This is a genomic window from Sphingopyxis sp. MWB1 (assembly GCF_000763945.1).
In the GTDB taxonomy this organism is placed as follows: domain Bacteria; phylum Pseudomonadota; class Alphaproteobacteria; order Sphingomonadales; family Sphingomonadaceae; genus Sphingopyxis.
On the sequence record NZ_JQFJ01000004.1, the window covers coordinates 50,150 to 74,142 of the forward strand.

Sequence of the window (23,993 nt, forward strand, 5' to 3'; positions counted from 1 at the left end):
GAGCGAGCCCATGGGAATCGCGGAGATTTTGGGAGTTGCGGGCAGTTTGAGCCTTTTGGCTGGCTGGCGATTATATTTGACTATATTTGCAACCGGCGTCGCGATGCACTTCGGCTGGCTGCCGCTGCCCGATCATTTGCAATCGCTGCAAATATTGGCAAACCCCTGGATTATTGCCGTGGCTGCCGCGGGCACGACCGCCGAGTTTCTGGCCGACAAGATCGCATGGGTCGATACGGCATGGGATTCGATCCATAGCCTGATCCGCCCTCTTGGCGGGGCGCTTCTGGCGCTGGCGCTGGTCGATGCGTCCGATCCCGTCTGGCAGGTTGTTGTGTTTCTGCTGGGCGGTGGCGGCGCCCTGCTGAGCCATGGAGCCAAGGCGATGACGCGCACGGCGGTCAATATGAGCCCCGAGCCCTATAGCAATGCCGCTGTTTCAACAGGCGAAGATGTGGCGACCGGTGGTTTGCTGGCTTTGGCCATCGCCTTTCCGCCGCTGGCCATTCTGATTGCCATTTTTCTGATGGCGGCGGCGGTTGCGGTGCTGTGGACGTTGCAAAAGGTGCTGCGCAACGTGAAGGCGAGCCTGAAAGGCCTGGTCCCTGCGCGGACCGATTCCCCCGTGTAAAATTAGTATTTTAGCAATAGATGACCCTTAAGTTTCCGTGGGGACCGAAATTGCCGCCAGGGAGCGAGGCTTATGCCGCTTATATCCGTTGCGCCTATTCTTTCCTCTGAACCCGTTATCAAAAGTTACGCCGCACGCGGTTCAAAGCGATTGCTTCTCGCCGGCGTTGCGGGCCTTGCCGTTGGATATGCAATTCCTGCTCAGGCCGCCTGCGACTTTACCCCGACAATTGGCGACGACAGCTATGTTTGCGATAGCGGAACCTCCGTTGGCGGGCTGGAAGATTTGCAGGGTAGCAACAGCCTGACCTTTCCGGCGAATGGCACCGGCATTCTGGATGGCAATGTGCGCTTTGGCGGCGGGAATGACCGGATCATCATGCGGTCGGGCCGGGTACAGGGAAATATCGATCAGGGTCATGGCGCCAATATTCTGGAGCTAAGCGGCGGGACGATTACCGGCAATATCAGCCAGGGAAATGGCGCGGATCGCTTCGAAATATCGGGCGGAACGGTCAGCGGCGGCATATGGCAAGGCCATGGCACCAATGCTTTCATGATGACCGGCGGCTCCGTCAGCGGCGATATTGGCCAGGGCGATGGCGACGACCGATTTGAAATCACCGACGGCACCATTGGCGGCAATGTTCAGCAAGGCGACGGGCTCGATCATTTCGAGATGAGCGGCGGCGTGATCCAGTCGCTCAATCAAGGCGGCGACCTCGACACTTTTGTCATGACCGGCGGCCGGATTATCGACGCCTTTGACGATGGCGACCATGCCATCATGACCGGGGGCCGCATCGGCCGCGTCAATCTGAAGCTGGCGGACAATGTCTTCGACATGTCGGGCGGCACGATCGACCGCAATCTGGTCGCAGGCTTTGGCAATGACACCATCATCCTGTCCGCCGGCACCATCGGCGGGAACATCAGCGTGTCGGGCGGCACCGACAGCGTGACCATCACCGGCGGATCGGTCGGCGGTGAGGTTCGCATGAGTGTGGGCGAGGATATTTTCGTCTGGGACAGCGGCGGCATCGTTCACGGCATGATCGACATGGGGGGCGATGATGACGTCGCGACCCTCACCAACCTGACCGCCGCCCATATGGGCAACACGCCTGAAATCAGCGGCGGTACGGGCAATGACCGGATCGACCTGTCCAATATCACCGCCAACCGCGTCTCGCGCTTTACCGGGTGGGAGACGGTCAACGTCACCAACGACAGCGAGCTGACCTTTGATTCCTTCCTGACCCTCGGCGACGCCGGGACGGGGACGGGACAGATGATGGTGGACGCCACCAGCAGCCTGTTTGGCGGCGGCCAGAATGGCGGCATCATGCCCTTTACCGCCGGACAGCGCGCGCGGCTGGTCAATGCCGGCCGCATCGACCTGACCAATGGCGGGGGTAATGCCGGCGACAGTTTCACCATATTCGGCGATTATGTCGGTCAGGGCGGAATGCTGTTGCTCAACACCGTGTTGGGTGACGACAGCTCGGCGTCGGACAAGCTGGTCATCGACGGCGGCAGCGCGTCGGGAACGACGGGCGTCAGCATTCTGAACGCGGGCGGAAGGGGCGCGGCGACCATCGCCGACGGCATCATGATCGTCCAGGCGCTTAACGGCGCGACGACGAGCAGCGGCGCCTTTGCGCTCAACCACCGTGTTGCGGTGGGCGCGTTCGAATATCTGCTGTTCCGCGGCGGCCTGTCAAACGGCAGCGAGAATAGCTGGTATCTGCGCTCCACCATCGTCAATCCGCCCGCGCCGCCGGCACCGCCGCCCAATCAGCCGCCGCCGCCACCCCCTCCCCCGCCGCCGCAGCCCGCGCCGGCGCCGTCGCCCATTCAGCCCCCTCCGCCGCCGCCCCCGCCACCGGTAGCGCCGGAACCCCCGGCTCCGCCTCCACCGCCCGCGCCGCCACCACCGCCGCCGCCGCCCGAACCGACGCCGGAAAATCCCGACCCCGTCGATCCGGAACCGCCGGTGGTCATCACCGATCCGCCGCCTCCACCGGCACCCCCGCCGCCGCCCGCGCCGGAGCCTTCGCCGCCGCCGCCGCCGCCCGAGCCGCCGACGCAGCCGGCACCGGTTCCCGCGCCGCCGCCGGAACCCGAGCCCGGTCCCGATCCGGAGCCCGCGCCGCCGCCGCCCCCGCCGCCCACGTCCAAGGCGACGGTCGACACCGCCGAAGTGGTGCCGCTCTATCGCCCCGAAGTGGCCGCCTTTGTCGTGTCGGCCCCCGTTCTGCGGCATTTGTCGGACCTTTCGATCCGCAGTTTCCACACGCGCCGCGGCGGTCAGCCGCTGCTGCGCGGTGGCAGTGTCCTGCCCGCCACCTGGGGCCGCGTTTTTGCCGAGGACAGCGAACTGAAATGGAAAGGCGACGTCGCCCCATCCTTTGACGGCGATGTCTCCGGATTTCAAATTGGTCAGGATCTGGCCAATCTGGGTCCCGAGGACGGCGCCAATATCCGCCTGGGCGTATTTTACAGCCAGGTGGACGGCGACGGCACCACACGCGGTCGCTCGCTCGGATGGAATGACCTGACCGTCGGTCAGATCGATGCTCATGCCAAAAATCTGGCTGGATATATCACCGTCGTCGGCGAACCCGGCTGGTATGTCGATGCCGTCGTCATGCATAGCTGGTTCGATGGGAAAACCGTTGCCGCCAGCGGCATGGGGCTCGATATCGATGGCAAGGGGCTGTCCGCCTCTTTCGAGACCGGCTATCCGCTCGCCCTCTCAAGCCGCTGGACGCTCGAGCCGCAAGCGCAGGTCGTCTGGCATCGTATCCGCCTCGACGATGGTGAAGATGCTTTCTCGACCGTCGATTATGGGACGGCGAAGTCGCTGACCGGCCGGTTGGGATTGCGCCTGCAGGGCGATTCGGGCGGCGAAGGATCGCGTCTGCGCCCCTATCTCCACGCCAATCTGATCCACAATCTGTCGGGTAGCCAGACCACCTGGTTCGACACCGATCCCATTCGCACCGAATTCGACGGCACCCAGGCCGAAGTCGGCGTCGGTTTCCTTGCGACATTTGGCGCCGTCGCGCTGCATGCCAAGGGCGATTATGGTTTTGAGGTCAAGGGGCCGCGCAATCGCCGCATGGGCGGCACGGTGGGTCTGACGATCCGCTGGTAAGCGACCAAGGGCCTGATATCCGGTGGCCGCGCCCCTTTGCGGGGGTGCGGCCATCGGCATTCAGGCAGCCGGAAGCAGCGCCTTGAGCGGCGTGGCGACGTCGGCCAATTGTTCGCGCGGCGCCATCAACCCGGCGGTGACCGCCATCCGCCCCTGTACATAATCCCTGGTTGCATTGACGCAGTCGAGCGCGATCACCCGGCCCGCCTTCAGATAAAGGATCGAAAAGCTGCGCGTTGCCGGATCGCCGCGCAGCACCGTTGCATCATGGCCGCCCGAAAGCCCGGCGGTCTGCAATTTCAGATCATATTGGTTCGACCAGAACCAGGGGATGGCATGATAGGGCGCCTCTGCCCCGCAAATCCCCTTGGCCACCACATTCGCCTGATCATTGGCATTTTGCACCGATTCCAGCCGGATATGGGCGCCATCGGCAAAATCATTCACATGTTCGGCGCAGTCGCCAATGGCGTAAATGTCGGGAAGGCTGGTCTTGCAAAGCGGGTCGACGCGCACGCCATTTCCGCCCTCGGCCCCCGCCGCGAGCAAAGGTTCGACCGCCGGGACAATGCCGATGCCAACGATCACCAGATCGGCGGGAATCACCTCTCCATCCGACAGGCGGATGCCGGTAACATGACCATCGCCCTCTAGGGCGGAAATGCCAACGCCCAGGCGAATATCGACGCCGTGTGCGCGATGCTCCTGTTCGAAAAAGCGCGACAGCTCCTCCCCCGCGACACGCGCGAGCACGCGCGGCTGGGCTTCCAGCAGCACGACTTTCTTGCCCGCCTTGGTCAAAACCGCGGCGGCTTCCAGCCCGATATAGCCGCCGCCGATCACGACGATCTGGCGCGCGGTGTCCGACGCGGCTTTCATCGCATCGGCATCGGCGCGGGTGCGTACCCCCTGCACCCCCGGCAGGTCGGCGCCCGGCACCGGCAACATCCGCGGCGTGCCGCCGGTGGCCCACACCAGCTTGCCATAACCGATCACCGTGCCATCGGCGGTGGTGACCTGATGCGCCGCCGGGTCAACGCCGACCACGCGCCGGCCCAGCAACATGGTGACGCTGCGTTCTTCCCAATATTTGGCGGGGCGAATCTGGATCCGTTCGAAGCTTTTTTCGCCCGCGAAATATTCCTTCGACAAGGGCGGGCGCTCATAAGGCAGTTCCGGCTCTTCGCCGATGATCGCGATGCTGCCTTCGAATTTCTGGGTGCGAAGCATCACCGCGACCTGCGCGCCCCCATGGCCGCCGCCCACGATCACCACGTCAAACTGCATCGCCGTCATTCTCCCGATCAGACACGCTTGCCCTTTGGCAGCGTCCCTTGCACGGGGAAGACGGCGGTGCAAGCAAGGCCGCGCGGGGGTTGCCCCCTGCGCGACCTCGCCCGGTTCATTGCTGATCGATCAGGGTTTGACCTGTACCGTGCGGCTTGTCCGGCGACCGTCGGCGGAACGGCTGCGCAGTTCCACCACACCGTTGACCGCCACCGGCCCCGCATAGGGGGTCCAGTCTCCGCCCGAGGCGCGATATTCGATGGCGGTGCCCGGAAACACGCTGTTCGCCTCCAGCATGCCGCCCTTTATGCGAGCGCCGGGAGGCGCGACGCGATAGGCGATGTCGAGCCGGTCGAGCATCGGGAATTGCGCGGCGACGCGGCCCGCGAAATCCTGCCACCCTGCCTTGAGCGCAGCGTGATCAACCCGCTTGTCCTGCCATTCATAGCTTTGGCCCGCCCGATAAGCGGGCGCCCAGTCGGCCGGCGCCCAGGCCCGTTCGGCGAGCGCGAGAAGGCGCGGGAACAGCATGTAATCGGCGCGAGCGGGAATGCGGATCGTCTCGCTCCACAACTGGCCCTGCAGCCCCGCGATCCGCTGCCCGGCGCCGCGCACCGGGTCATCGGCAATGGGGCGCGCCCGTGCCATGATGTCGCGCATCGTCGCGGCATTGGCGGGCAGATTGTCGGGCATGAAACCAAAGACGCCATATTCATCGACGACACGCGCCGCCCAGTCATAGCCGCCATCGGCCGGATGCGTGGTGTGGGGCATGTCGAAATAGGTGACATCGGGGATCGAAAGCACCGTTTCCCAGCCGCGCGCCAGCTGCTCATGGGTTTCGCGAACCGCATTCTGGTGGAGCACGCCCCAGATATTGGTCTGGGCATTGGCGGGCATGGCGGCGGCCCGGGTATGGCCCATGCCGTCGCTCCACCCGGCGGTGCGAATGCCCTTGGCTTCGAGCTGTTTTGCCACCTTCTCGATGAAGCGCGGCCCCAGTTCGCTCGCCTTGCCGCCATTTTCGGCGATCATCGCCTGGCAGGCCGGGGAATTGACCCAGGCGCCCGCGGTTTCGTCGGCGCCCAGGTGAAAGACCTTGAGCGGCGCGCCCGCCTGCTGGTGCATCTCGGCCAGCGCATCGACCACCGTATCGATGAAGCGATAGGTGCTGGGCAGGCAGACATTGACCGTATTGTCGTCATAATGCTGGATGCTGCGATAGCGGGTGGTGTCGGCAGGGTCGATCAGCCGATATTCGGCGGCACCCGCCTTGTCGCCCGCCGCGAGCAGGCGCTTGGCGCGCGCCTCCATCGAACGCACGGCGGCGCGCGAATGGCCCGGCGTGTCGATCGAGGGGATGACCTCTATCTGCCGCGCGGCAGCGGCGCGGACGATATCGACATAATCGGCGACGCTGAAATAGCCATCCGCCCCGCCCTCGCCATTGGGCCCGGCGCCTAGCTGCGGGAGGAGGCAGCGCGTCTCGCTCGGGTCGTGGCAGCGTTTGGCGCCGACTTCGGTCAGTTCGGGCAGCGCGGGCACTTCGAGCCGCCAGCCCTCGTCATCGGCAAGATGAAGGTGGAGGCGGTTGAGCTTGAAAGCGGCCATGCCGTCCAGCAGCTTCAGCATCTGGTCGCGGCTGTGGAAATTGCGCGCGACATCGACATGGAGACCGCGAAAAACATATTCAGGACGGTCAGCAACACGCAGCGGACGCATCTGTCCCTTTTCAAACGCCGCCTGCTGCGCGAGCGAGCGCAGCGCATAATGGGCGCCCGCAAGATCGCCCGCGCGGATGGCGATGCCGCCCCTGGCCACCTGTAAAGCATAGGATTCGGAGGTAAATCCCGCCGCTCCCACTTCGATGGTGAGTGGCAGCTTGCCGCCCTCCGCCACGCCCGCACCGGCCAGCGCGGTGAGCGCGGGGGTGAGCTGGTCGCGCGTCACGCCATCGAGCTTCAGCGCCACCCCGCGGGTGAGATCGACGCGCGCGCCCGGCAGATGCTGGGCCTCCCTCGGTTTCGGAAGGATGGCGAAGCCCTTGGCGGCGGGGGCGGCGCGTTCGGCCTGCTGTTCGAAGGCGCGCTCTGCCGTCAGCCAGCGGGTTTCATCGACAGGCGCCTGTCTCGCAAGCTGCGCTTCATCCGTCATCGGCGCAAGGAACGGCAGGGTGTCGAGACCCGTATCGGGATCGACCTTGACCCGCGTCGAGGCAATCACGCGCGGTTCCACCCCCTCGGCAACCAGATAGGCGTTGGGCATGGCGCGGAACCGGCTGAATTGATTGCCGACGCCCCAGAGGCGGATTTCGTGGCGCGCACCGGGGCGGAGCTTCGCGCCGGGCTTCAGCGTCAGGCGCTGAACATCGCCATTGATCTGGCGATGCTCGAAAATGTCGCTTTCGACGAGCGGCAGCTGATTGACGTAGCTGAAATAGAGCGAGAGCCCCTCGCGCGGCAGGTCGGCCGGAAGATCGGCTGGCAAGGTCAAGCTGATGGTCGAGAGGAAGCAATTGGAAATGCTGGCGGGGCAATCGGGCCGGTTGCTGACCACTTTATACCGGTAATCCAGTTCACCGGCAAAACGGTCAAATGCCGATTGGCTTGCGGATTCCTTCGCCAGAACCGGAGAAGACCCGCTTGCTGCCAAGGCGAGAATCGCCGCGGCCGTCTTGATTTTACGCACTTCCCACTCTCCCATTCATTAATTTGTATCTAATTTGTCATGCAGTGGGCGGATGGTCAACAAAGTTATATACTATTGAATTATAATCACTTAGGAAAAATGCCCTGCTTTGCATCCAGTGAAATGCAGCCATTGGTTGTATTGGTATCCTCCGGAATCCGGCAAAAATCCGCCGTCTGGCCACAGCAAACTATCCCTTGGACAATGATTGACGCCGCGATAGCAATGCAACAGAGCAATTGGCGGCGCGATGAACGACGACGCGCCGATGGCATCAAATCTGGCTGGAGCATCATCCTTGTCGCTGATCGAACATATGGGTCCCCTCCAGAAGTCCGACCCGACGCCGCTGTATTTGCAACTGCAAAAGCTGCTGCGCGACGCCATTGACAATCAGGTGGTAAAGGCGGACGAAGCCATCCCGACCGAGCGCGATCTGGCAGAAGAATTTGAGGTTTCGCGCATCACCGTTCGCAAGGCGATCGACGGGCTGGTCGAAGACGGCATTGTCGCACGGCGCCGCGGCGCCGGGACATTCGTCACCCGCCCCCGCGTCGAGAAAAGCTTTTCCAAGCTCACCTCCTTTTCGCAGGACATGCGCTCGCGCGGCCGGCAACCCCACAGCAAATGGGTAAGCAAGACCGCAGGCAGCGTAACGCCGGAAGAAGCGCTGTCGCTGGGCCTGTCCCCCGGCTCGCTCGTCTATCGCTTTCACCGCATCCGTTATGCCGACGATACGTCGATGGCGCTCGAATTTGCGACCATCCCCGCTTATTGCCTGTCCTCGGTCGAGGCGGTGGGCGCCTCGCTTTACGAAGCGCTTGAGGCGGCGGGCCATTTGCCCGTGCGCGCCCTGCAGCGACTTCGCGCCATTGCCTTCAACGCCGAACAGGCCGAGACTCTGGGCATAGAAGCGGGAATGCCGGGATTGTTCATCGAACGACGCGGATTTTTGGCCGATGGCCGCACGGCTGAATTCACCCAAAGCTACTACCGCGGCGACGCCTATGACGTGGTCGCCGAACTGAACGGCTAGCAAACGGAGTGCAACCCGGGGCGTCATGCCCTGAGCATTGGCGCCCCTCGCCTTCAAGCCTCCACCCATCTTCGGCTGTTTTCGAAGCCAGCGCGTGCGCAGCCCTACGCGCGCGGTGCCATTATCTCGTCATCAAATGGAAGCATATTACAGGATCGAAGAAAAAGCGGTTGCGCCCCCTCTCCATTGCCGATAGGTATATAACCTATGTGATACCAATATCGGAGCATAAGCTTCGACACCGGGGAGATGGAGTTGATGGACGGCATGCCCGATCCGCGCACCTATAGCAGCTTGATGGAAGCCGAAGCGGGCGAAGCCGGCGCGGTTGTGCGGCGGATGCTCGCGGCGAATCGCGAGACTTTTGAACAGATTGGCGAAAGGCTTCGCGCATCACCGCCAACCGGCGTGATCAGCTGTGCGCGCGGTTCGTCGGACCATGCGGCCACTTATGCCAAATATCTGATCGAGACGATGACGGGCACGCCCACTGCCTCTGCGGCCTTATCCGTGGCATCCGTTTATGAAGCGCCCGTTGTTCCGGGCAACCGCCTGTGTCTTGCCATTTCGCAATCGGGCAAAAGTCCCGACCTGCTCGCCAGCGTGCGACAGCAGCGCGCGGCAGGCGCCTATGTCGTCGCGCTGATCAATGCCGAAGACGCGCCGCTCGCCGAGATTGCCGATGCGGTGATCGCCCTTTCGGCAGGCCCCGAAAAATCGGTGGCGGCGACCAAATCCTATATCGCTTCGCTCGCGGCGATTGCCGCGCTGGTCGCCGCATGGACCCGCGACCCCGATCTGGGCGCGGCGCTCGATGCGCTGCCCGCCGAGCTGGAGCGTGCCTTCGCGCTCGACTGGTCCGCCGGGGTGGATTTGCTGAAGCCTGCCGCCAATCTGTTCGTTCTGGGACGCGGCCTCGGCCTGGGCATTGCGCAGGAAGCCGCGCTGAAATTCAAGGAAACCTGCGCGCTTCACGCCGAAGCCTTTAGCGCCGCTGAAGTGCGCCATGGGCCGATGGCGATTGTCGATGCCGATTTCTATATATTGGCCTTTGGCGGCAATGATCCCGCCGGCGCCAGCGTGCGCGAGACCGTCAGCGATTTTCGCGGCCGCGGTGCCAGGCTTCTTCTTGCCGATCCCGGATCGGACGATGCCGATTTGCCCACGCTGACCCTGCATCCCGCCCTTGAGCCGATTGCGATGGTGCAGAGCTTTTACCGCATGGCCAACGCCCTGTCGCTGGCGCGTGGGTGCGACCCCGATTCGCCTCCGCATCTGAACAAGGTTACGAAGACGCTATGATCTATCGCTTTTACAATGGGCGAATTGCGCTGCCGGATGCAGTCGTCGACAGCGCACGCTTTGCCATAGCCGATGGAAAGATTGTTTCGATCGACCGTGACAGCGGTGCCAATGCGGCGGGCTGCGATGAAAATATCGATCTGGAAGGCGGCTGGCTGCTTCCCGGATTCATCGACACCCAGGTCAATGGCGGCGGCGGCGTGCTGTTCAACGATCAGGCGGATATGGATGCGATTGCCGCCATCGGCGCGGCCCATGCCCGATATGGCACCACCGCCTTTCTGCCGACGCTGATCAGCGACACGCCCCGCCAGATTGCTGCCGCGCTGGAGGCTGTCGACACCGCCATCGCGCACCAGGTGCCGGGGGTCGTTGGCATTCACATCGAAGGCCCCTTTATCAATGAATTGCGCCGCGGGATTCACGAGGCGCACCGTATCCGCCGCCTTGACGATGAAACGCTCGCGCTGCTGACCGCGCCGCGTCGCGGCAAGGTGATGCTGACCCTTGCCCCCGAAATGTGCGATGCCGAGGATATTCATACGCTGGCCCGTCATGGGGTGATCGTCAGCGCCGGGCATAGCGACACCAGCTATGACGAAGCAATGCGCGGGATCGAGGCCGGAATTACGGGCTTTACCCATTTATATAATGCCATGTCGCCGCTGCATCACCGCAAGCCGGGCGCCGTTGGCGCGGCCTTTGATTCCGATTGCTATTGCGGGCTGATCGTCGATGACGTTCACCTGCACCCCGCCGTGGTGCGGCTGGCGGTGCGCGCCAAGGGCATCGAGCGGATCATGCTGGTGACCGACGCCATGCCAAGCGTCGGCACCGATGCCAGCGAATTCACGCTGCAAGGCAAGCGGATCGCGGTGCGCGACGGCGTTTGCATTTTCGAAGACGGGACGCTGGCCGGAACCCACCTCGATATGGCTTCGGCGGTGCGCGAGACGGTGAAGGTCACCGGCCTGTCGGTGCCCGAGGTTTCGACCATGGCCAGCGCAACGCCCGCGCATTTTCTGTCGCTCGCCGGCAGCCATGGCACGCTGGAGCCCGGACGCCGCGCCGACTGGGTGTGGCTGGACGAAGGCCTTTCGGCGCGCCGCACCTGGATCGGGGGCGCGGCATGCGCGGCCCCCGCCCCCGCCATCCACGCTTCGCAATAACGGGAATTTGCCGATGAGCCTGATTATTACCTCTCCGCTCAGAGGTTGGGTTTCGGCATTGGACAATGTCCCCGATCCAGTTTTCGCCCAGCGCATGATGGGCGACGGGGTCGCGATCCAGCCGCTCGCCGATACGATCGTCGCCCCTTTTGATGGCGAGGTGATGACGGTGCATGAGGCGGGCCATGCCGTCGCGCTACGCAGCAGCGAGGGCATCGAGCTACTGATCCACATCGGCCTCGACACCGTCGCGCTGAAAGGCAAAGGCTTTACGCCGCTGGTTCGCTCCGGGCAGACGGTGGCGCGCGGCGACGAGCTGATCCGTTTCGATATGGATGCGGTCGCGCTGGCGGCCCCCAGCCTCGTCACCCCGGTCATCATCACCAATGCCGAGGCCTTTACCATCCAGCGCCGGACGCTCGATGCCCCGGTGGGCGCGTGCGAGGCGCTGATGACGCTCGCGCCGGTGCAGGCGCAGCAAAAGCGCTGGTCCGACGACGGGACGATCATCGAACAGGCGGTCACCCTGTCGCTGCCGCACGGCATTCATGCGCGCCCTGCCGCGCGGATCGGCGAATGCGCGCGGCAGTTCGAGGCGGAAATTTTCCTGCGAAAGGGCGACAAGCGCGGCGATGCGCGCAGCACCGTCGCCTTGCTGGCGCTCGGCACCGCCCTTGGCGATGAAATCATCGTCGAGGCACGCGGCGACGATGCCGAGGCGGCGCTGGCGGCGGTTGCCGAGCTGGTGGCATCGGACATGGGCGAAGGCGCGGCGCCGGATAGCGCGCCTGCTGCGCCCGCCACCAAAAGTTTCGATATGCCAGAGCTTCCGGCGCTCGAAGATAATCAAATTGGCGGCGTCATCGCCTCGTCCGGACTGGCCATGGGGCCAGCGGCGCGGCTGCGTCAGGTCGATATTGCCGTGCCGCGCGACGGCGCGGGCGCCGAGGCCGAGCGCGCGGCGCTGGACCAGGCGCGCGCCGCGGTGCGTAGCCGGATCGAAGCGCGCGCCGAAGCGGGGGGCAGCATTGCCGCCGTCATGCAGGCGCATCTTTCGCTGCTCGACGATCCCGCGCTGCTCGCGGGCGCGGAGACGCGCATTGCCGCCGGGAACAGCGCGGGCTTTGCCTGGCGCGGCGCGGTGCATGACCAGATTGATGCGCTGCGCGCCACCGGGAATAAGCACCTGATCGAGCGGATCGACGATCTGGTCGATATCGAGCGCCAGATATTGGGCGCGATCACCGGCACGCCGGGCGACGCCGATGCCGTGCCCGAAGGGGCGATCATCGTCGCCGATGACCTGTTCCCGTCGCAACTGGTCACGCTGGCGGCGCAAAAGCCTGCGGGCATTGCGCTCGCGCGCGGCGGGCCGACGTCGCACGTCGCCATCCTGTGCGCCGGCATGGGCCTCCCCGCGCTGGTCGCCATGGGCGATGCGCTGGGCGATGTTGCCGATGGCACGCTCATGCTGCTCGACGCCGAGGTGGGTCATGTCACGCTGACGCCGGACGACGCGGTGCGCGAAGCCTTTGCGGCGCGCGTGGCGCAGCGTGAGGAACGGCGCAAGGTTGCCCGCACTGCCGCTGCCGGGGTCTGCCACACCGCCGATGGCGTGCGGATCGAGATTTTCGGCAATGTCGGCACGGTCGACGATGCCGCCGCCGCTGCTGCACAGGGCGCCGAGGGATCCGGGCTTGTTCGCAGCGAGTTTCTCTTCCTGGGGCGCGATGCCGCCCCCAGCGAAGACGAGCAATATCAGGCCTATCAGGCAATTGCCGATGCCCTCGCTGGAAAGCCGGTGATCATCCGCCTGCTCGATATAGGCGGCGACAAGCCCGCGGCCTATATCCCGATGGACGGCGAAGAAAATCCGGCGCTGGGCCTGCGCGGTATCCGATTGGCAGCATCGCAGCCCGAATTGTTCGAAACGCAGATCCGCGCCATCCTGCGCGTCCAGCCCGCCGGTCAGTGCAAGATCATGGCGCCGATGGTTGCGAGCGTGGCCGAGCTGCGCGCGCTGCGTGCCACAGTTGACCGCCTCTGCGACGAGCTGGGCATAAAGGAAAAAATCGAGGTCGGCGCGATGGTCGAAACGCCCGCCGCGGCGATGACCGCCGATCTGCTGGCCGCCGAAGCCGATTTCCTGTCGATCGGCACCAATGATCTGACCCAATATGTCTTGGCGATGGACCGCGGCAATCCGGCGGTCGCTGCGGGGGTCGATGCGCTGCACCCGGCGGTGCTGCGGATGATCGGCGAGACGTGCCGGCTGGCGGCCACCCGCGAGTGCTGGGTTGGGGTATGCGGCGGCCTCGCTTCCGACCCCGCCGCGCTGCCTATATTGGTTGGCCTTGGCGTTACCGAATTATCGGCCGTGCCCGGAAGCGTGGCCGAAGCAAAAGCGATTGTTCGCGGCGTGACAATGGACAGCGCCCGCGCCCATGCGCAGTGCGCCTTGGCCTGCACATCGGCGGCAGAGGTTCGCGCTTTGGCGCGCCGCTTTGAGGAGAGCGAGCGATGAGGAAGATACTCGAAACGCTGCAGCCGCTCGGCCGCGCTTTGATGCTGCCCATTGCGGTGCTGCCCATCGCGGGGCTGTTGCTGCGCCTTGGACAGCCCGACCTGCTCGACATTGCCTTTGTCAGCGCGGCGGGATCGGCCATCTTTGACAATCTGGGGATATTGTTCGCGATTGGCGTCGCTGTCGGCTTTGCGCGCGATGGCAATGGCGCATCGGCGCTCGCTGGTGTGACCTGTTATCTGATCACCATTACCGGCGCGCAGACTTTTCTGATCGCTCCGCCGGACATCACGGCCGGGTTGCCCGACGCCGCCGCGGGATTGGCCGCAACCAACTGGGCCGCCGGACAGATCGGGCGACTGGAGGTGCCAATCGGTATTATTTCCGGGTTGATTGCTGGGCATTTCTATAATCGTTTTGCCACCATCGCCCTGCCCGAATATCTCGCCTTTTTTGGCGGTCGGCGCTTTGTGCCCATCGCCAGCGGTTTTGCCGGGCTGCTGCTCGCCGTCGCCTTTGGTTATGGCTATGCCCATATCAGCGGCGGGATCGATACGGCGAGCCGGGCCATCGTCGACAGCGGCGGGGTCGGCCTGTTCCTTTACGGCACGCTCAACCGTCTGCTGATCGTCACCGGGCTGCACCATATCATCAACAATGTCGTCTGGTTCGTCGTCGGCGATTTTGCGGGCGCAACGGGCGACCTGCGACGTTTCTTCGCGGGCGACCCAAGCGCGGGCGCCTTCATGGCCGGCTTTTTCCCGGTGATGATGTTCGGCCTGCCTGCCGCATGTCTCGCCATGTATCATGAAGCGCGCCCTGAACGGCGCAAGGCCGTGGCGGGCATGTTCTTCAGCCTTGCTTTCACCAGTTTTCTGACCGGGGTGACCGAGCCCATCGAGTTCAGCTTCATGTTCGCCGCGCCGCTTCTCTATGCCATTCATGCAGTGCTGACCGGGGCGTCGATGGCGCTGATGAATGCGCTCGATATCAAGCTGGGCTTCGGCTTTTCAGCCGGACTGTTCGACTATGTGCTCAATCTGGGGTTGGCCACGCGCCCCTGGCTCCTGCTGCCCATCGGGGCGGCTTATGCCCTGATCTATTATGGGCTTTTCCGCTTTTTCATCCGCCGATTTGATCTTGCCACTCCGGGGCGGGAAAAGGATGGGACGCCCGGCGAGGAGAGCGGGAATCCCACCGCCCAAGGCACACGCGGCGCAGCCTTTGTGGCGGCGCTGGGCGGAAGCGCCAATCTGGTCAGCGTCGATGCCTGCACGACGCGCCTGCGCCTGATCGTCGCCGATCAGGATGCGATTGACGATGGCGCGCTCACCAAATTGGGCGCGCGCGGGATCATCCGCCCGTCGGCCAATGCCACGCAGGTGGTGCTGGGACCGATTGCCGATCTGGTGGCGGAGGAAATCCGCAGCGCCATGGGCAAAACCGGAGAGGCAGCGCCTGCGGTCACGCTGGTCGATCAGCCTGCCGAAAAGGAAGAGGCCAGCCTGCCCAATGCACTCGTCGCAGCGCTGGGCGGGGCAGCCAATATTGCCGGAGTGCGAAAGCTCCATGGCCGCTTCCGCGTCGAACTGGTCGAGGCGAGCAGCCTAGACGAACAGGCGCTCGACCGGCTGACGCACGGCATCGCCCGCCCACGGCCCGACGTGCTGCATATCCTGCCCGCCTGAGGCGACAATCAGGCGATTCGGATCTCGTCAGTGCCGGGCAGAGCGGGGGCGTTCACCCCCTCCCACCAATCGCCGAGCGCGTCGATCAGGGGCACCAGCCGCTCGCCCGCCGGGGTCAGGTCATATTCGACCCGGCGGGGATAGGTGTCGAAATCGGTGCGCGCGACGATGCCCGCATCCTCCAGCTTGCGCAGTTCGAGCGTCAGCATCCGGTGCGAAATGGTCGGATTATCCCGCTGCAGGTCGCTGAAACGCTTTGTCCCGTCGCTGAGATAATAGATGAGCAGGCTGGGCCAGCGACCGCCCAGCAATTGCATCACCTCTTCGATAGGGCATTGGGAGACCAGATTTTTCATCGCGCGCTCCGGTTACAAAAATGTGCGTAATTTACGGCGTATCGGCAGTCTTTATAGCAGACATCGCCGCGCGGCTCCTGTTCAAATGACGGAGCAAATAATGGAACCGATTCTTGTATATGGCTTCCCGCTGGGAAGTTCGATGGGGCTGGTTGCCGCCCTTGAGTGGCTGGGCCAACCCTATCGTCTTTGCCGCGTCGATATGCTGGGTGAAATGCGCGAGGCGCGTTATGCCCGTATCAATGCGCGGCATGAAACGCCGGTCTTGATCACCGATGGCAGAGCGCCGCTTAGCGAAACCATGGCGATTGCCGCCTGGTTCGCCGCGCGCGACCCCGAACGGCGGATCAGCTTTGATCCCCTGTCGCCCGAAGCCGACCGGATGCTGCAGCTCATGGCCTTTATCAATAGCGGCTTCACCGGGGCGTTCAGCCCGCTTTGGGTCGCGCTCGAAATGGACCCGCCGCGCCCCGCAGTGCAGGACGGTTTGCGTATCTGGGGCAAGGAAGCCGTGATCGAGCGGCATGACAAGCTGGAAGCCATGCTGGGCGACACGGCCTATCTCGTCGGCGACCATCCGACGCTGGCCGATGCGCTGTTCATCGGGGTCGCGCGCTGGCTCGATTTTCATGACGTCGCGCCGCCAGCGCGCTGGCCCAAGATCGCCGCGCTGCGGGCACGGCTGGAAGCCGACCCGGCGGTGATATATGCCACGGCCATCGAAAATGGCGAGGAGGTGTCCGGCAATGGCGCCTGCCAAGGACATGTTCCGTTGAGCCAGCTCATCAACCAATATAGCGTATAAACCAGACCTCCCGCTTCTGTGCAGCCATGGAAGCGGGAGGTCACTATCCAATTGACTAAGCACAAGTATATGCCATTCGGCGCACGTCGGGCCGTTGCTCGAATCGTTGGCGGACGACCGAACCGCGCCCGGTTTCTGCCGGGATCCCCTATATTGGAGGCGCCATGCGCACCACACCTCCCCCCCGCGACGCCGAAATTTCCTTTCGCCGTATCACCGCGCTGAATGTATGCGAGGTCAGCGAATTGAGCGAGACGCTGCCCGACGAGCAGCGCGAGGCAGTCGCCGACAATGGCACATCCATCGCCGAGGGATTTTGTTCGCAAAATGCTTGGTTTCGCGCGATCTACGCCGATGAAATTCTCATCGGCTTCATCATGTTGCACAAGGGTTATGATTGGGACGACGGGATCGAATGCCCCGGCGTGTATCTGTGGCGTTTCATGATCGCCCATCCCTTTCAGAAGCGTGGATTTGGCCGCCGGGCCATCGAGATCGTCATCACCCATCTTAAAACCGAAGGGTGGCGTGAACTATACACCAGCTATGGATTGGGGGTCGGAAGTCCCAAGGAATTCTATAAAAGTCTGGGCTTTGAACCGACCGGCGATCATTATGGAGAGGAACCGGAAGCGGTTCTGCGATTCAGCGACATTTGATCCCGTCGCCTTTGACAAGGGAGAGGCGGTAAGCCTGTCTTATGGCGCTCTCCCCTATCAAAATTTGCGCACACTATACCAAGGTCTTTCTCCGGGATTCGCGGCGCCGGCGCAGCCAGCGGAAGTCGGCGCGGCTGAAGCTTTTGAACAGAAGATAAAAGCCGGTCCCCGACAGCCATAGCGTCCCGAAGGCGACGAAGATGATCAGCGGGTGGTTGAAGCTGGAGCGGTTCAAATAATCCATATTGTGCAGCATCCAGAAAAAATCCCATGTCCGCCAGGCATCGCCGCGCATGACGAGAAATTCGCCGGTTTCGGCCGAAATATAGGCGCTGCTGTTGGCTGGGTCGGCGAAATCGACCCGCCACATCGGCCCCTGATGATCGCGCGCCTCCAGGTTGGGTTTTGCGAGCAATCGCGTTTCGCGCACCGGCGCCTCGTTCATCATCGCGGCGACGCTTTCCGCCAAGGCGGCATCGACCTGCACCTGCCTTCCATCGAGAGCGTCGAACAATTGCACCTGCCCCGCGGTCCGCAATTCATACACGGGCCGCATGGCAAGATCCCGCAGCACAAGGCCCGTGGCTTCCCCGGCGCGGGGCAAGGCCGAAGGGGCGATATAGCTTCCCTCTGCCAAGGCATGGCTGTGCCCCATGCCCGATGCATGGGCGCGCACCTGATCCTTGTCGAGCAGCGCCATCACCGATCCGCTGAGCGACCAGAGCAGAAATTGGAGGCCGAGGATCAGCCCCACCCATTTATGGATGCGGCGAAAGAAAAGCGGCGTCAGACGAATTTTCTTCATGTCTTTTTCCTCCGGCGACGGGGGAAGGACCAGATGAGCAGCCAGGCGCCGGTGGCAGCCATGGCAAAGGCGCTCCACGTCGCCACTCTCAGCAGCGGATTGTTCACGTCGCTGCGTTCATCATAGTCCATGATGTGCAGCATCCAGGCGAAGTCGAAGATGCGCCAGAGCGCATGGCGGCGCGAAATCAGCTCGCCAGTATCGGGCGACAGATAAAGGATCGGACGGTTCCAGCCTTCAAACTCCACCGCCCAATAGGGCGGCTTTCGCGATTGCATTTCGATAGGGGCCGTTGTCAGCAATTTGACCGACACAATCGCGCCATCGCTGGCATAGATACGGCGGGCTTGTTCGCGTATCTGTATCTCGCTGGGGCGGGCGAGGGGTTCGCCCGACCGCGCATCGAACAGCCGTGGACCCTCCGGTGTTTGCGCGCGCCACACCGGCCGTTCCAGAAAGCGCTGCAAGCGAATTTCCGAAACGCCGGGCACAGCAGCAACGAGCCGTGAAGGCGGCGCGAGACCGGCAAGGTCAAAGGGCGCAGCCGGTGCCTCGCGCACCAGATGATCGCCATGGATGATGTCGATATGCACCGCGACCATGTAAAAACCCGTGACGGTCCAGATCAGCGCCTGAACGCCCACGAAGAGCGCCAGCCATTTATGGGTCCGCCGGACGAGCAGCGGCCATCTGATTTTCATGTCCCTGCCCCTTGTCAGAAAGCGGTACGGAAACCGGCGTAGAAGCGGCGTCCGAGCAGGTCATAAGTCATGGTGTCGGTGTTGGCATCGGTATAGCTCTGGATGAAGGGCGCTTTACGGTTGAACATATTGTCCACCCCAATCTGGAAGCGTGTCCGGTCATCCACCGCATAGGCGAGCTGGAGATTGTGGTAGAAGATGTTCGGTGTGCGATAGCCGATGTCACCGGGGTCGGCGTTGAAATCGGTCGCCTTGCCGATCCATTGGGTGGACCAGGTGGCGCTGATGCCATCCTTTTCAGCGGTCAGCACGCCATAGCCGCGCCATTTGGGATAGCCGCCATTGCCCCCGCCAATAAAGCCGTCGAAATGGATCGGTGCCCCGCCCGGAAAGGGGTAGACGATATATTCGTTCAGCCATGTCGCATTGACGTCGAGCGAAAACGACACATCGCCCAGCATCCGGTTATAGACCAGGCCAAGATCGAGGCCGCTCATTTGCTCGCGTCCCGTATTGATCGGCTGCGCCGACAAGTAGGTGACTTCGCCGGTCAAGGAACTGCGCGTGAAATCGTCGCAGAAAGGGTGCGAGAGATTTTGACTGGCGTAGCAGACGGCAAGCTTGGTCGAGCCGGGAATGGCGCGGATCGCGTCCTTGATCCGGATATCGAACCAGTCGGCGGTCAGCGAAAGGCCGGGAACAATGCCGCGCGGTGAAATCACCGTTCCAACCGTCCAGCTTTTCGAGCTTTCGGGCTGAAGATTTTCATTGCCGCCAATGGTGGTGAGGATCGTCGAGCCTAGCTGCGTATAACCCGCCGGGACCCCCGACGCCTGGCAATTGGCGATCAGCGTGGCATTGCCGCTGCTTGAATAGTTGGAGCAGGGATCGGTGGTCGTCAGATTGCCTTCGGACACACCGCCGAACAGCTCCGGCACATTGGGGATGCGAAAGCCGGTGCCATAGGTGCCGCGCAGCCGAATGGCGTCGCTGATCATCCAGTCGACGCCCAGCTTGTAATTCCAGTCGCCGCCAAACAGATCATAATCCGAATAACGCACCGCCCCGTCGAGGGTCAGCGCCCGGAAAAAGGGCGTGTCGGCGAGCAGCGGCACCGACAGTTCAAGATAGGCTTCGCGCGCGGTGCTGGAGCCCGAAATCGGGTCCTGCTGGTTGGTGTTGGCAACGCCCGCCACCGTCAGCGGGTCCGGGTCGCGCCATCCTTTTTCCTTGCGATAGACGACACCCGTGGCGAAACCGACCGATCCCGCAGGAAGGGTGAAGAGATTGCCGGCAAGGTCGGCGCTGACCGTCGCCAGTTCATTGCCGCCATGGTCGCGCGAGGTGAAGAAGATATAGTCGCGCACCGCAGGGCTGATGTCCCCCGCCCCCAGATAATCGCCGCAGGGAATGGCCGCGCCCGGCGCTGTACTGCATTTCGCGGGGTCGAGCGTATTGGCCACATGCTCCAGATTGGCGATATTGGTCGAGCCATCGATGCCGGTGTTGCGGCCAAAGCTGCCCGACATTTCCCAGCGCCAGTCATTGGACAGGCTCCCGCGCAAGCCGAATGTGCCCTGCCAGGTGTTGGTTTCCTGGAAAAAGTGCCGCGGCCCCGGTTCGGCGAGACGGCGCTGGACCAGCACAATATCCTCGCCGGTGGGGTTGGTCGGATTGCTGGCCGAGATCGCAATATTGCGGAGCACTCCCGGCGTCGCAATCTGGTTCGATTTGCGGAAGGTGTAGAGAAACTCGCCAAAAGCCTGAATATCGTCACTGACGGCATAATCGGCGAAAAAGGCCGTGCTGATCCGCTCGACCGGGCTGACCGCATTGAGAAACGGCGCCGAATTGAAATTATGTTTTGCAGGGCTGTAGGGTTCATAGAAATCCCCGTCGCCGCCGGGGGTCTGGTTGAAGTTGATCTGCTGCCCATTGGGCAAAACCGCCCGTCCGCCGACGGTAGCGGCGCTGTTGGAACAGCTCAATGTCCCCGGCGCCACTTCACGCAGGGCGCAGGGCGCGCGGCTCGCCATATTGACCGCGCTGGTCTTTTGATAGGTCACCGCCGCCATGAAGCCGCCGCGATCGCCGCGCACACCCAACAGCAGGTCGGCGCTGAAATCGGCGCCATCGCCCTTTTCGGTGATGCCCTGGCGCAAGCTAAGCCCCAGCCCTTCATAATCGGTGCGGGTGATGAGGTTGACCACCCCCGCGACGGCATCGGCACCATAAATGGCCGAGGCGCCGTCCTTCAGCACATCGGTGCGCGCGAGGGCCGCCACCGGAATCATGTTGAGGTCGGGCGAGGAATTGGCGCCCGTACCGCCCGCGACGAGCCGACGACCGTTGAGCAGCACCAGCGTCCGCTTGATGCCGAGCCCGCGCAGATTGACCTGCGCCGTGCCATAGCCATTGCTCGCCCAATAGGCGGAGGATTGATTGCCCGCAAAACCGGCATTGGCGGGCAGGCGCTGCAACAGCGTCTCGACATTGACGATCCCGGTATTTTCGACCTGTTCCGCCGAAACGACGGTGGCAGGCCCCACTCCGGCCAGATCCTGACGCGGGATGCGCGACCCGGTGACGACAATCGCATCGCCTCCGCTTTCCACCCCAGCGGACGGCCCCGCCATATCCTGAGCGAAAGACGGAACGGTAAGAATCGAAAGACAGGCGAGCGCAACGCCCCCTGCGAGAAAATTGGCTTTAACGGTCATGCAACATCCCCCTGATGCTTTTTCGACACCGCCCGCTCATAATTGTATATACAAATGAAGGGCTTTTTTTTAATTTATATCAAATACTTATACGTCATATTGCCAGATGAACCGGCATATAGGATACGCGTCGGCTACCCCCACCCCTCAATTTTGGAGAAATTTAAGGCGAATGGCGTCCCGTGCTGCGTAAGAGTGTGACGCAGCAAGGCTCGGGACCGTAAGGAAATATCCGGGGAGCGATCGACCCAGAAGTGGACAATATGTCCTATGGTGGATTGATGCCAAACCTTGGCGGTGTGCAGACGGGAGTTGGTCGGCTCGCCCGCTCCTGAATTTTGGCTAGCTCTGGCCTGTCGTGCTTCGCGCTGAGCCGAAACGGGCCATCATGTCATAGGCGCTGCCCACAAATTGCTGGCGTACCAAAGTGATGCCCTCCTCGCCGCGCCAGGTCCGCCGCTCAACCAGCAGGCAGGCGGCAGCGACCGCGATCTTGAGGCGCATCGCCGTCAGATGATCGGCGGGAACGGCGGCAATGCGCGTTTCCGCTTCGGTCCATGGCACATGTTTGAGAAGCCATGCGCCGGGCGAGGCGGTATCGAAGGCCTGATCGGCGATATCGGGCACGGCGTTCAGACTGACCAACCGTTCTTCAAAGGCAAGCGGCGCGTCATCGGCATGATGCACCCCCTCTATTGCAAGCAAGGCGCCGCTTCCGGCCAATTGCACCTCATCGGGCCGGTCGGGATGCGGTATACGCACCGTCCGCCGGATGAGATTGAAGCGATAGGCCTGCCCGCGCTGCGCGACTTCCTGCTCCAGATCGGGAACGTCGAGCACCATCGAATGAACCTTGGGCCGCGCGACAAAGGAACCGGCGCGTTTGCGCCGGTCGATCAGACCCGCCGCGGCGAGCGCCGACAGCGCCTTGTTCACCGTCATGCGCGCGCAGCCATATTGCTGCATCAGCTGTTGTTCGGTGGGCAGGCGCGCGCCGGGCAAAAGTGTGCCTGACAGGATCGACGCCTCTATCTCGCTGCGGATGCGTTCGTGCAGCGGCAGGGTCACGCGACCAGCGGCTCCAGCGCGCGACGATAATCGGCGATGACAGCGGCGCGCGCTATATGACGCCCGTCGCGCACCACGTCCTTGCCGCGCCGCCAGACCCGGTCGATGGCGCCGCGCCCGGCGGCAAAGAGAAAGGAGTCTAGCAGCGCTGCGCCGCTGCGCCCGGCAAGCGAGGGATGGTCGGGGTCAAGGCTGATCATGTCGGCCGCATGCCCGACACTCAGCCCCGCGGCAACCCCCAGTGCCTGCGCGCCCCCCGCAAGCGCGCCCTCGAACAGCACCTGCCCTGTCGACCGCCCGGCGTCCGGGGCCAGCATGTTGCGCCCGCGTGCAAAAAGGCGCTGGCCATATTCGAGCCAGCGCAGTTCCTCGCTCATGTCGATCAGTACGTTGGAATCGGACCCGATGCCAAAGCGCCCGCCCGCGGCGAGGAAGGCGGGGGCGGGAAACAGACCATCGCCCAGATTGGCCTCGGTTATCGGGCACAGCCCCGCAACCGCGCCGCTGGCAGCCAGCGCGCGCGTTTCGTCCGGGGTCATATGGGTGGCATGCACAAGACACCAACGCGCATCGACGCCTGCATGATCGAGCAACCATTGGACGGGCCGCTGCCCGCTCCACGCTAGACAATCCTCCACTTCCTTCACCTGCTCGGCGATATGGATATGGATGGGATTGTTTCCCGCCAAGGCCGGAAGATGGCCCAGTTCCGCAGCCGTCACTGCGCGCAGGCTGTGCGGTGCGACCCCGACAATCGCGTCGGGAAGCTGCATTGCCGCCGCCCGGGCGCCGTCGAGAAGGCGCGCAAAGCCGTCGAGGTCGTGAAGGAAGCGCCGTTGGCCCGGTTGCGGCGCTGCTCCGCCGAAACCGGCATGGGCGTAGAAGACCGGCAAGTGGGTGAGCGCAATGCCGGTTTCCGCAGCAGCGGCGATTATGGCGCGGCTCATCTCCGCCGGATCGGCATAGACCTCCCCCGCCGGATCATGGTGGAGATAATGAAATTCGCCGACGCGCGTGAAGCCACTTTCGAGCATTTCCATATAGGCCAGCGCGGCAATCGCGCGCAGCCCGTCGGGGTCGATGCGGTCGACGAAGCGGTACATGATTTCACGCCAGGTCCAGAAACTGTCGTCGCCCGGTCCGCGCCGTTCGGCCAGCCCCGCCATGCCGCGCTGGAACGCATGGCTGTGTAGATTGGGCATGCCGGGAAGGCCGATGGCATGACATTCGTCCCCCGCCTCTGCCTCCACCCCCTCGACCAGCGTGGTGATGACCCCATCGGCGATGCCGATACGCACATGCTTCGCCCAGCCACCCGGCGAAAGCGCCTGCGCGAAATGCAGATGTTTATCCGCCATGACCGGCTTTGCCATCGTAGTTCCCATCCACTGTTTC

The 23,993-nt window shown here is 63.4% G+C and carries 17 protein-coding genes; 9 read left to right on the forward strand and 8 right to left on the reverse strand.

Annotated features, from left to right (window positions below):
- Window positions 1-76 precede the first annotated feature (76 nt).
- The gene (locus JV18_RS0112970; protein ID WP_443027799.1) at window positions 77-631 is read left to right on the forward strand and encodes a DUF4126 domain-containing protein; all 555 of its coding nucleotides are present in this window, start codon (window positions 77-79) and stop codon (window positions 629-631) included.
- Between the two features lie 72 nt (window positions 632-703).
- Window positions 704-3,790, forward strand: coding sequence for an autotransporter family protein (locus tag JV18_RS15745; RefSeq protein WP_081944854.1), 3,087 nt, complete (start codon window positions 704-706; stop codon window positions 3,788-3,790).
- A 60-nt stretch (window positions 3,791-3,850) separates the two neighbouring features.
- Here the strand turns inward: JV18_RS15745 and JV18_RS0112980 are convergent, their stop codons facing one another.
- Together JV18_RS0112980 and JV18_RS0112985 are read right to left on the reverse strand one after the other, a co-directional pair.
- A complete protein-coding gene (locus JV18_RS0112980) occupies window positions 3,851-5,077 on the reverse strand; it encodes an NAD(P)/FAD-dependent oxidoreductase (RefSeq protein WP_033075431.1) in 1,227 nt (408 codons plus the stop codon).
- Window positions 5,078-5,206: 129 nt separating this feature from the next.
- Window positions 5,207-7,765 carry a family 20 glycosylhydrolase gene (locus JV18_RS0112985; protein ID WP_160174198.1) on the reverse strand — a complete coding sequence of 853 codons (2,559 nt, stop codon included), beginning with the start codon at window positions 7,763-7,765 and terminating at the stop codon, window positions 5,207-5,209.
- 250 nt (window positions 7,766-8,015) lie between these two features.
- On the opposite strand from JV18_RS0112985, the gene JV18_RS0112990 reads away from it, so the two are divergent.
- The 5 genes from JV18_RS0112990 to nagE all read left to right on the forward strand — a co-directional run bounded on the left by JV18_RS0112990 (window position 8,016) and on the right by nagE (window position 15,484).
- On the forward strand, window positions 8,016-8,801 hold the full coding sequence (locus JV18_RS0112990) for a GntR family transcriptional regulator (RefSeq protein ID WP_443027801.1): 786 nt from the start codon (window positions 8,016-8,018) through the stop codon (window positions 8,799-8,801).
- A gap of 249 nt (window positions 8,802-9,050) precedes the next feature.
- Window positions 9,051-10,103 (forward strand): SIS domain-containing protein, encoded by a 1,053-nt coding sequence (locus JV18_RS0112995; RefSeq protein WP_144243974.1) that lies wholly within the window; start codon window positions 9,051-9,053, stop codon window positions 10,101-10,103.
- Window positions 10,100-11,272: an N-acetylglucosamine-6-phosphate deacetylase gene (nagA, locus tag JV18_RS0113000; protein ID WP_052072239.1), complete on the forward strand. Its 1,173-nt coding sequence runs from the start codon at window positions 10,100-10,102 to the stop codon at window positions 11,270-11,272. Before JV18_RS0112995 ends, nagA begins: the two co-directional genes overlap by 4 nt.
- A 13-nt stretch (window positions 11,273-11,285) precedes the next feature.
- Window positions 11,286-13,796, forward strand: coding sequence for a phosphoenolpyruvate--protein phosphotransferase (ptsP, locus tag JV18_RS0113005; protein ID WP_033075392.1), 2,511 nt, complete (start codon window positions 11,286-11,288; stop codon window positions 13,794-13,796).
- Window positions 13,793-15,484, forward strand: coding sequence for an N-acetylglucosamine-specific PTS transporter subunit IIBC (gene nagE, locus JV18_RS0113010; RefSeq protein WP_033075393.1), 1,692 nt, complete (start codon window positions 13,793-13,795; stop codon window positions 15,482-15,484). Before ptsP ends, nagE begins: the two co-directional genes overlap by 4 nt.
- An 8-nt stretch (window positions 15,485-15,492) precedes the next feature.
- On the opposite strand, the gene JV18_RS0113015 is transcribed toward nagE, so the two are convergent.
- A complete protein-coding gene (locus JV18_RS0113015) occupies window positions 15,493-15,840 on the reverse strand; it encodes a winged helix-turn-helix transcriptional regulator (RefSeq protein WP_033075394.1) in 348 nt (115 codons plus the stop codon).
- Window positions 15,841-15,940: 100 nt separating this feature from the next.
- On the opposite strand from JV18_RS0113015, the gene JV18_RS0113020 reads away from it, so the two are divergent.
- Window positions 15,941-16,645, forward strand: a complete 705-nt coding sequence (locus JV18_RS0113020) for a glutathione S-transferase family protein (RefSeq protein ID WP_033075395.1) — start codon at window positions 15,941-15,943, stop codon at window positions 16,643-16,645.
- A gap of 164 nt (window positions 16,646-16,809) precedes the next feature.
- Window positions 16,810-17,304, forward strand: coding sequence for a GNAT family N-acetyltransferase (locus tag JV18_RS0113025; protein ID WP_033075396.1), 495 nt, complete (start codon window positions 16,810-16,812; stop codon window positions 17,302-17,304).
- A 73-nt stretch (window positions 17,305-17,377) separates the two neighbouring features.
- Here JV18_RS0113025 and JV18_RS0113030 read toward each other — a convergent pair whose 3' ends face one another.
- The 5 genes from JV18_RS0113030 to JV18_RS0113050 form a co-directional block, all read right to left on the reverse strand.
- Complete coding sequence (locus tag JV18_RS0113030) at window positions 17,378-18,109, reverse strand: PepSY domain-containing protein (RefSeq protein ID WP_033075397.1); 732 nt, start codon at window positions 18,107-18,109, stop codon at window positions 17,378-17,380.
- Entirely contained in the window at window positions 18,106-18,810 is a 705-nt protein-coding gene (locus tag JV18_RS0113035) for a PepSY domain-containing protein (RefSeq protein ID WP_033075398.1), read from the reverse strand. Before JV18_RS0113035 ends, JV18_RS0113030 begins: the two co-directional genes overlap by 4 nt.
- Before the next feature lie 14 nt (window positions 18,811-18,824).
- Window positions 18,825-21,446, reverse strand: a complete 2,622-nt coding sequence (locus JV18_RS0113040) for a TonB-dependent receptor domain-containing protein (RefSeq protein WP_144243976.1) — start codon at window positions 21,444-21,446, stop codon at window positions 18,825-18,827.
- 426 nt (window positions 21,447-21,872) lie between these two features.
- Entirely contained in the window at window positions 21,873-22,598 is a 726-nt protein-coding gene (gene hutC, locus JV18_RS0113045; protein WP_033075400.1) for a histidine utilization repressor, read from the reverse strand.
- Window positions 22,595-23,971, reverse strand: coding sequence for a formimidoylglutamate deiminase (locus JV18_RS0113050; RefSeq protein WP_235303461.1), 1,377 nt, complete (start codon window positions 23,969-23,971; stop codon window positions 22,595-22,597). Before JV18_RS0113050 ends, hutC begins: the two co-directional genes overlap by 4 nt.
- Window positions 23,972-23,993 lie beyond the last annotated feature (22 nt).

Coding starts and splice junctions, on each gene's coding strand:
- JV18_RS15745 (WP_081944854.1), top strand. CDS start 704: ATGCCGCTTATATCCGTTGCGCCTATTCTTTCCTCTGAACCCGTTATC.
- JV18_RS0112980 (WP_033075431.1), bottom strand. CDS start 5,077: ATGCAGTTTGACGTGGTGATCGTGGGCGGCGGCCATGGGGGCGCGCAG.
- JV18_RS0112990 (WP_443027801.1), top strand. CDS start 8,016: ATGAACGACGACGCGCCGATGGCATCAAATCTGGCTGGAGCATCATCC.
- JV18_RS0112995 (WP_144243974.1), top strand. CDS start 9,051: ATGGAGTTGATGGACGGCATGCCCGATCCGCGCACCTATAGCAGCTTG.
- nagA (WP_052072239.1), top strand. CDS start 10,100: ATGATCTATCGCTTTTACAATGGGCGAATTGCGCTGCCGGATGCAGTC.
- ptsP (WP_033075392.1), top strand. CDS start 11,286: ATGAGCCTGATTATTACCTCTCCGCTCAGAGGTTGGGTTTCGGCATTG.
- nagE (WP_033075393.1), top strand. CDS start 13,793: ATGAGGAAGATACTCGAAACGCTGCAGCCGCTCGGCCGCGCTTTGATG.
- JV18_RS0113015 (WP_033075394.1), bottom strand. CDS start 15,840: ATGAAAAATCTGGTCTCCCAATGCCCTATCGAAGAGGTGATGCAATTG.
- JV18_RS0113020 (WP_033075395.1), top strand. CDS start 15,941: ATGGAACCGATTCTTGTATATGGCTTCCCGCTGGGAAGTTCGATGGGG.
- JV18_RS0113025 (WP_033075396.1), top strand. CDS start 16,810: ATGCGCACCACACCTCCCCCCCGCGACGCCGAAATTTCCTTTCGCCGT.
- JV18_RS0113030 (WP_033075397.1), bottom strand. CDS start 18,109: ATGAAGAAAATTCGTCTGACGCCGCTTTTCTTTCGCCGCATCCATAAA.
- JV18_RS0113035 (WP_033075398.1), bottom strand. CDS start 18,810: ATGAAAATCAGATGGCCGCTGCTCGTCCGGCGGACCCATAAATGGCTG.
- JV18_RS0113040 (WP_144243976.1), bottom strand. CDS start 21,446: ATGGCGGGGCCGTCCGCTGGGGTGGAAAGCGGAGGCGATGCGATTGTC.
- JV18_RS0113050 (WP_235303461.1), bottom strand. CDS start 23,971: ATGGCAAAGCCGGTCATGGCGGATAAACATCTGCATTTCGCGCAGGCG.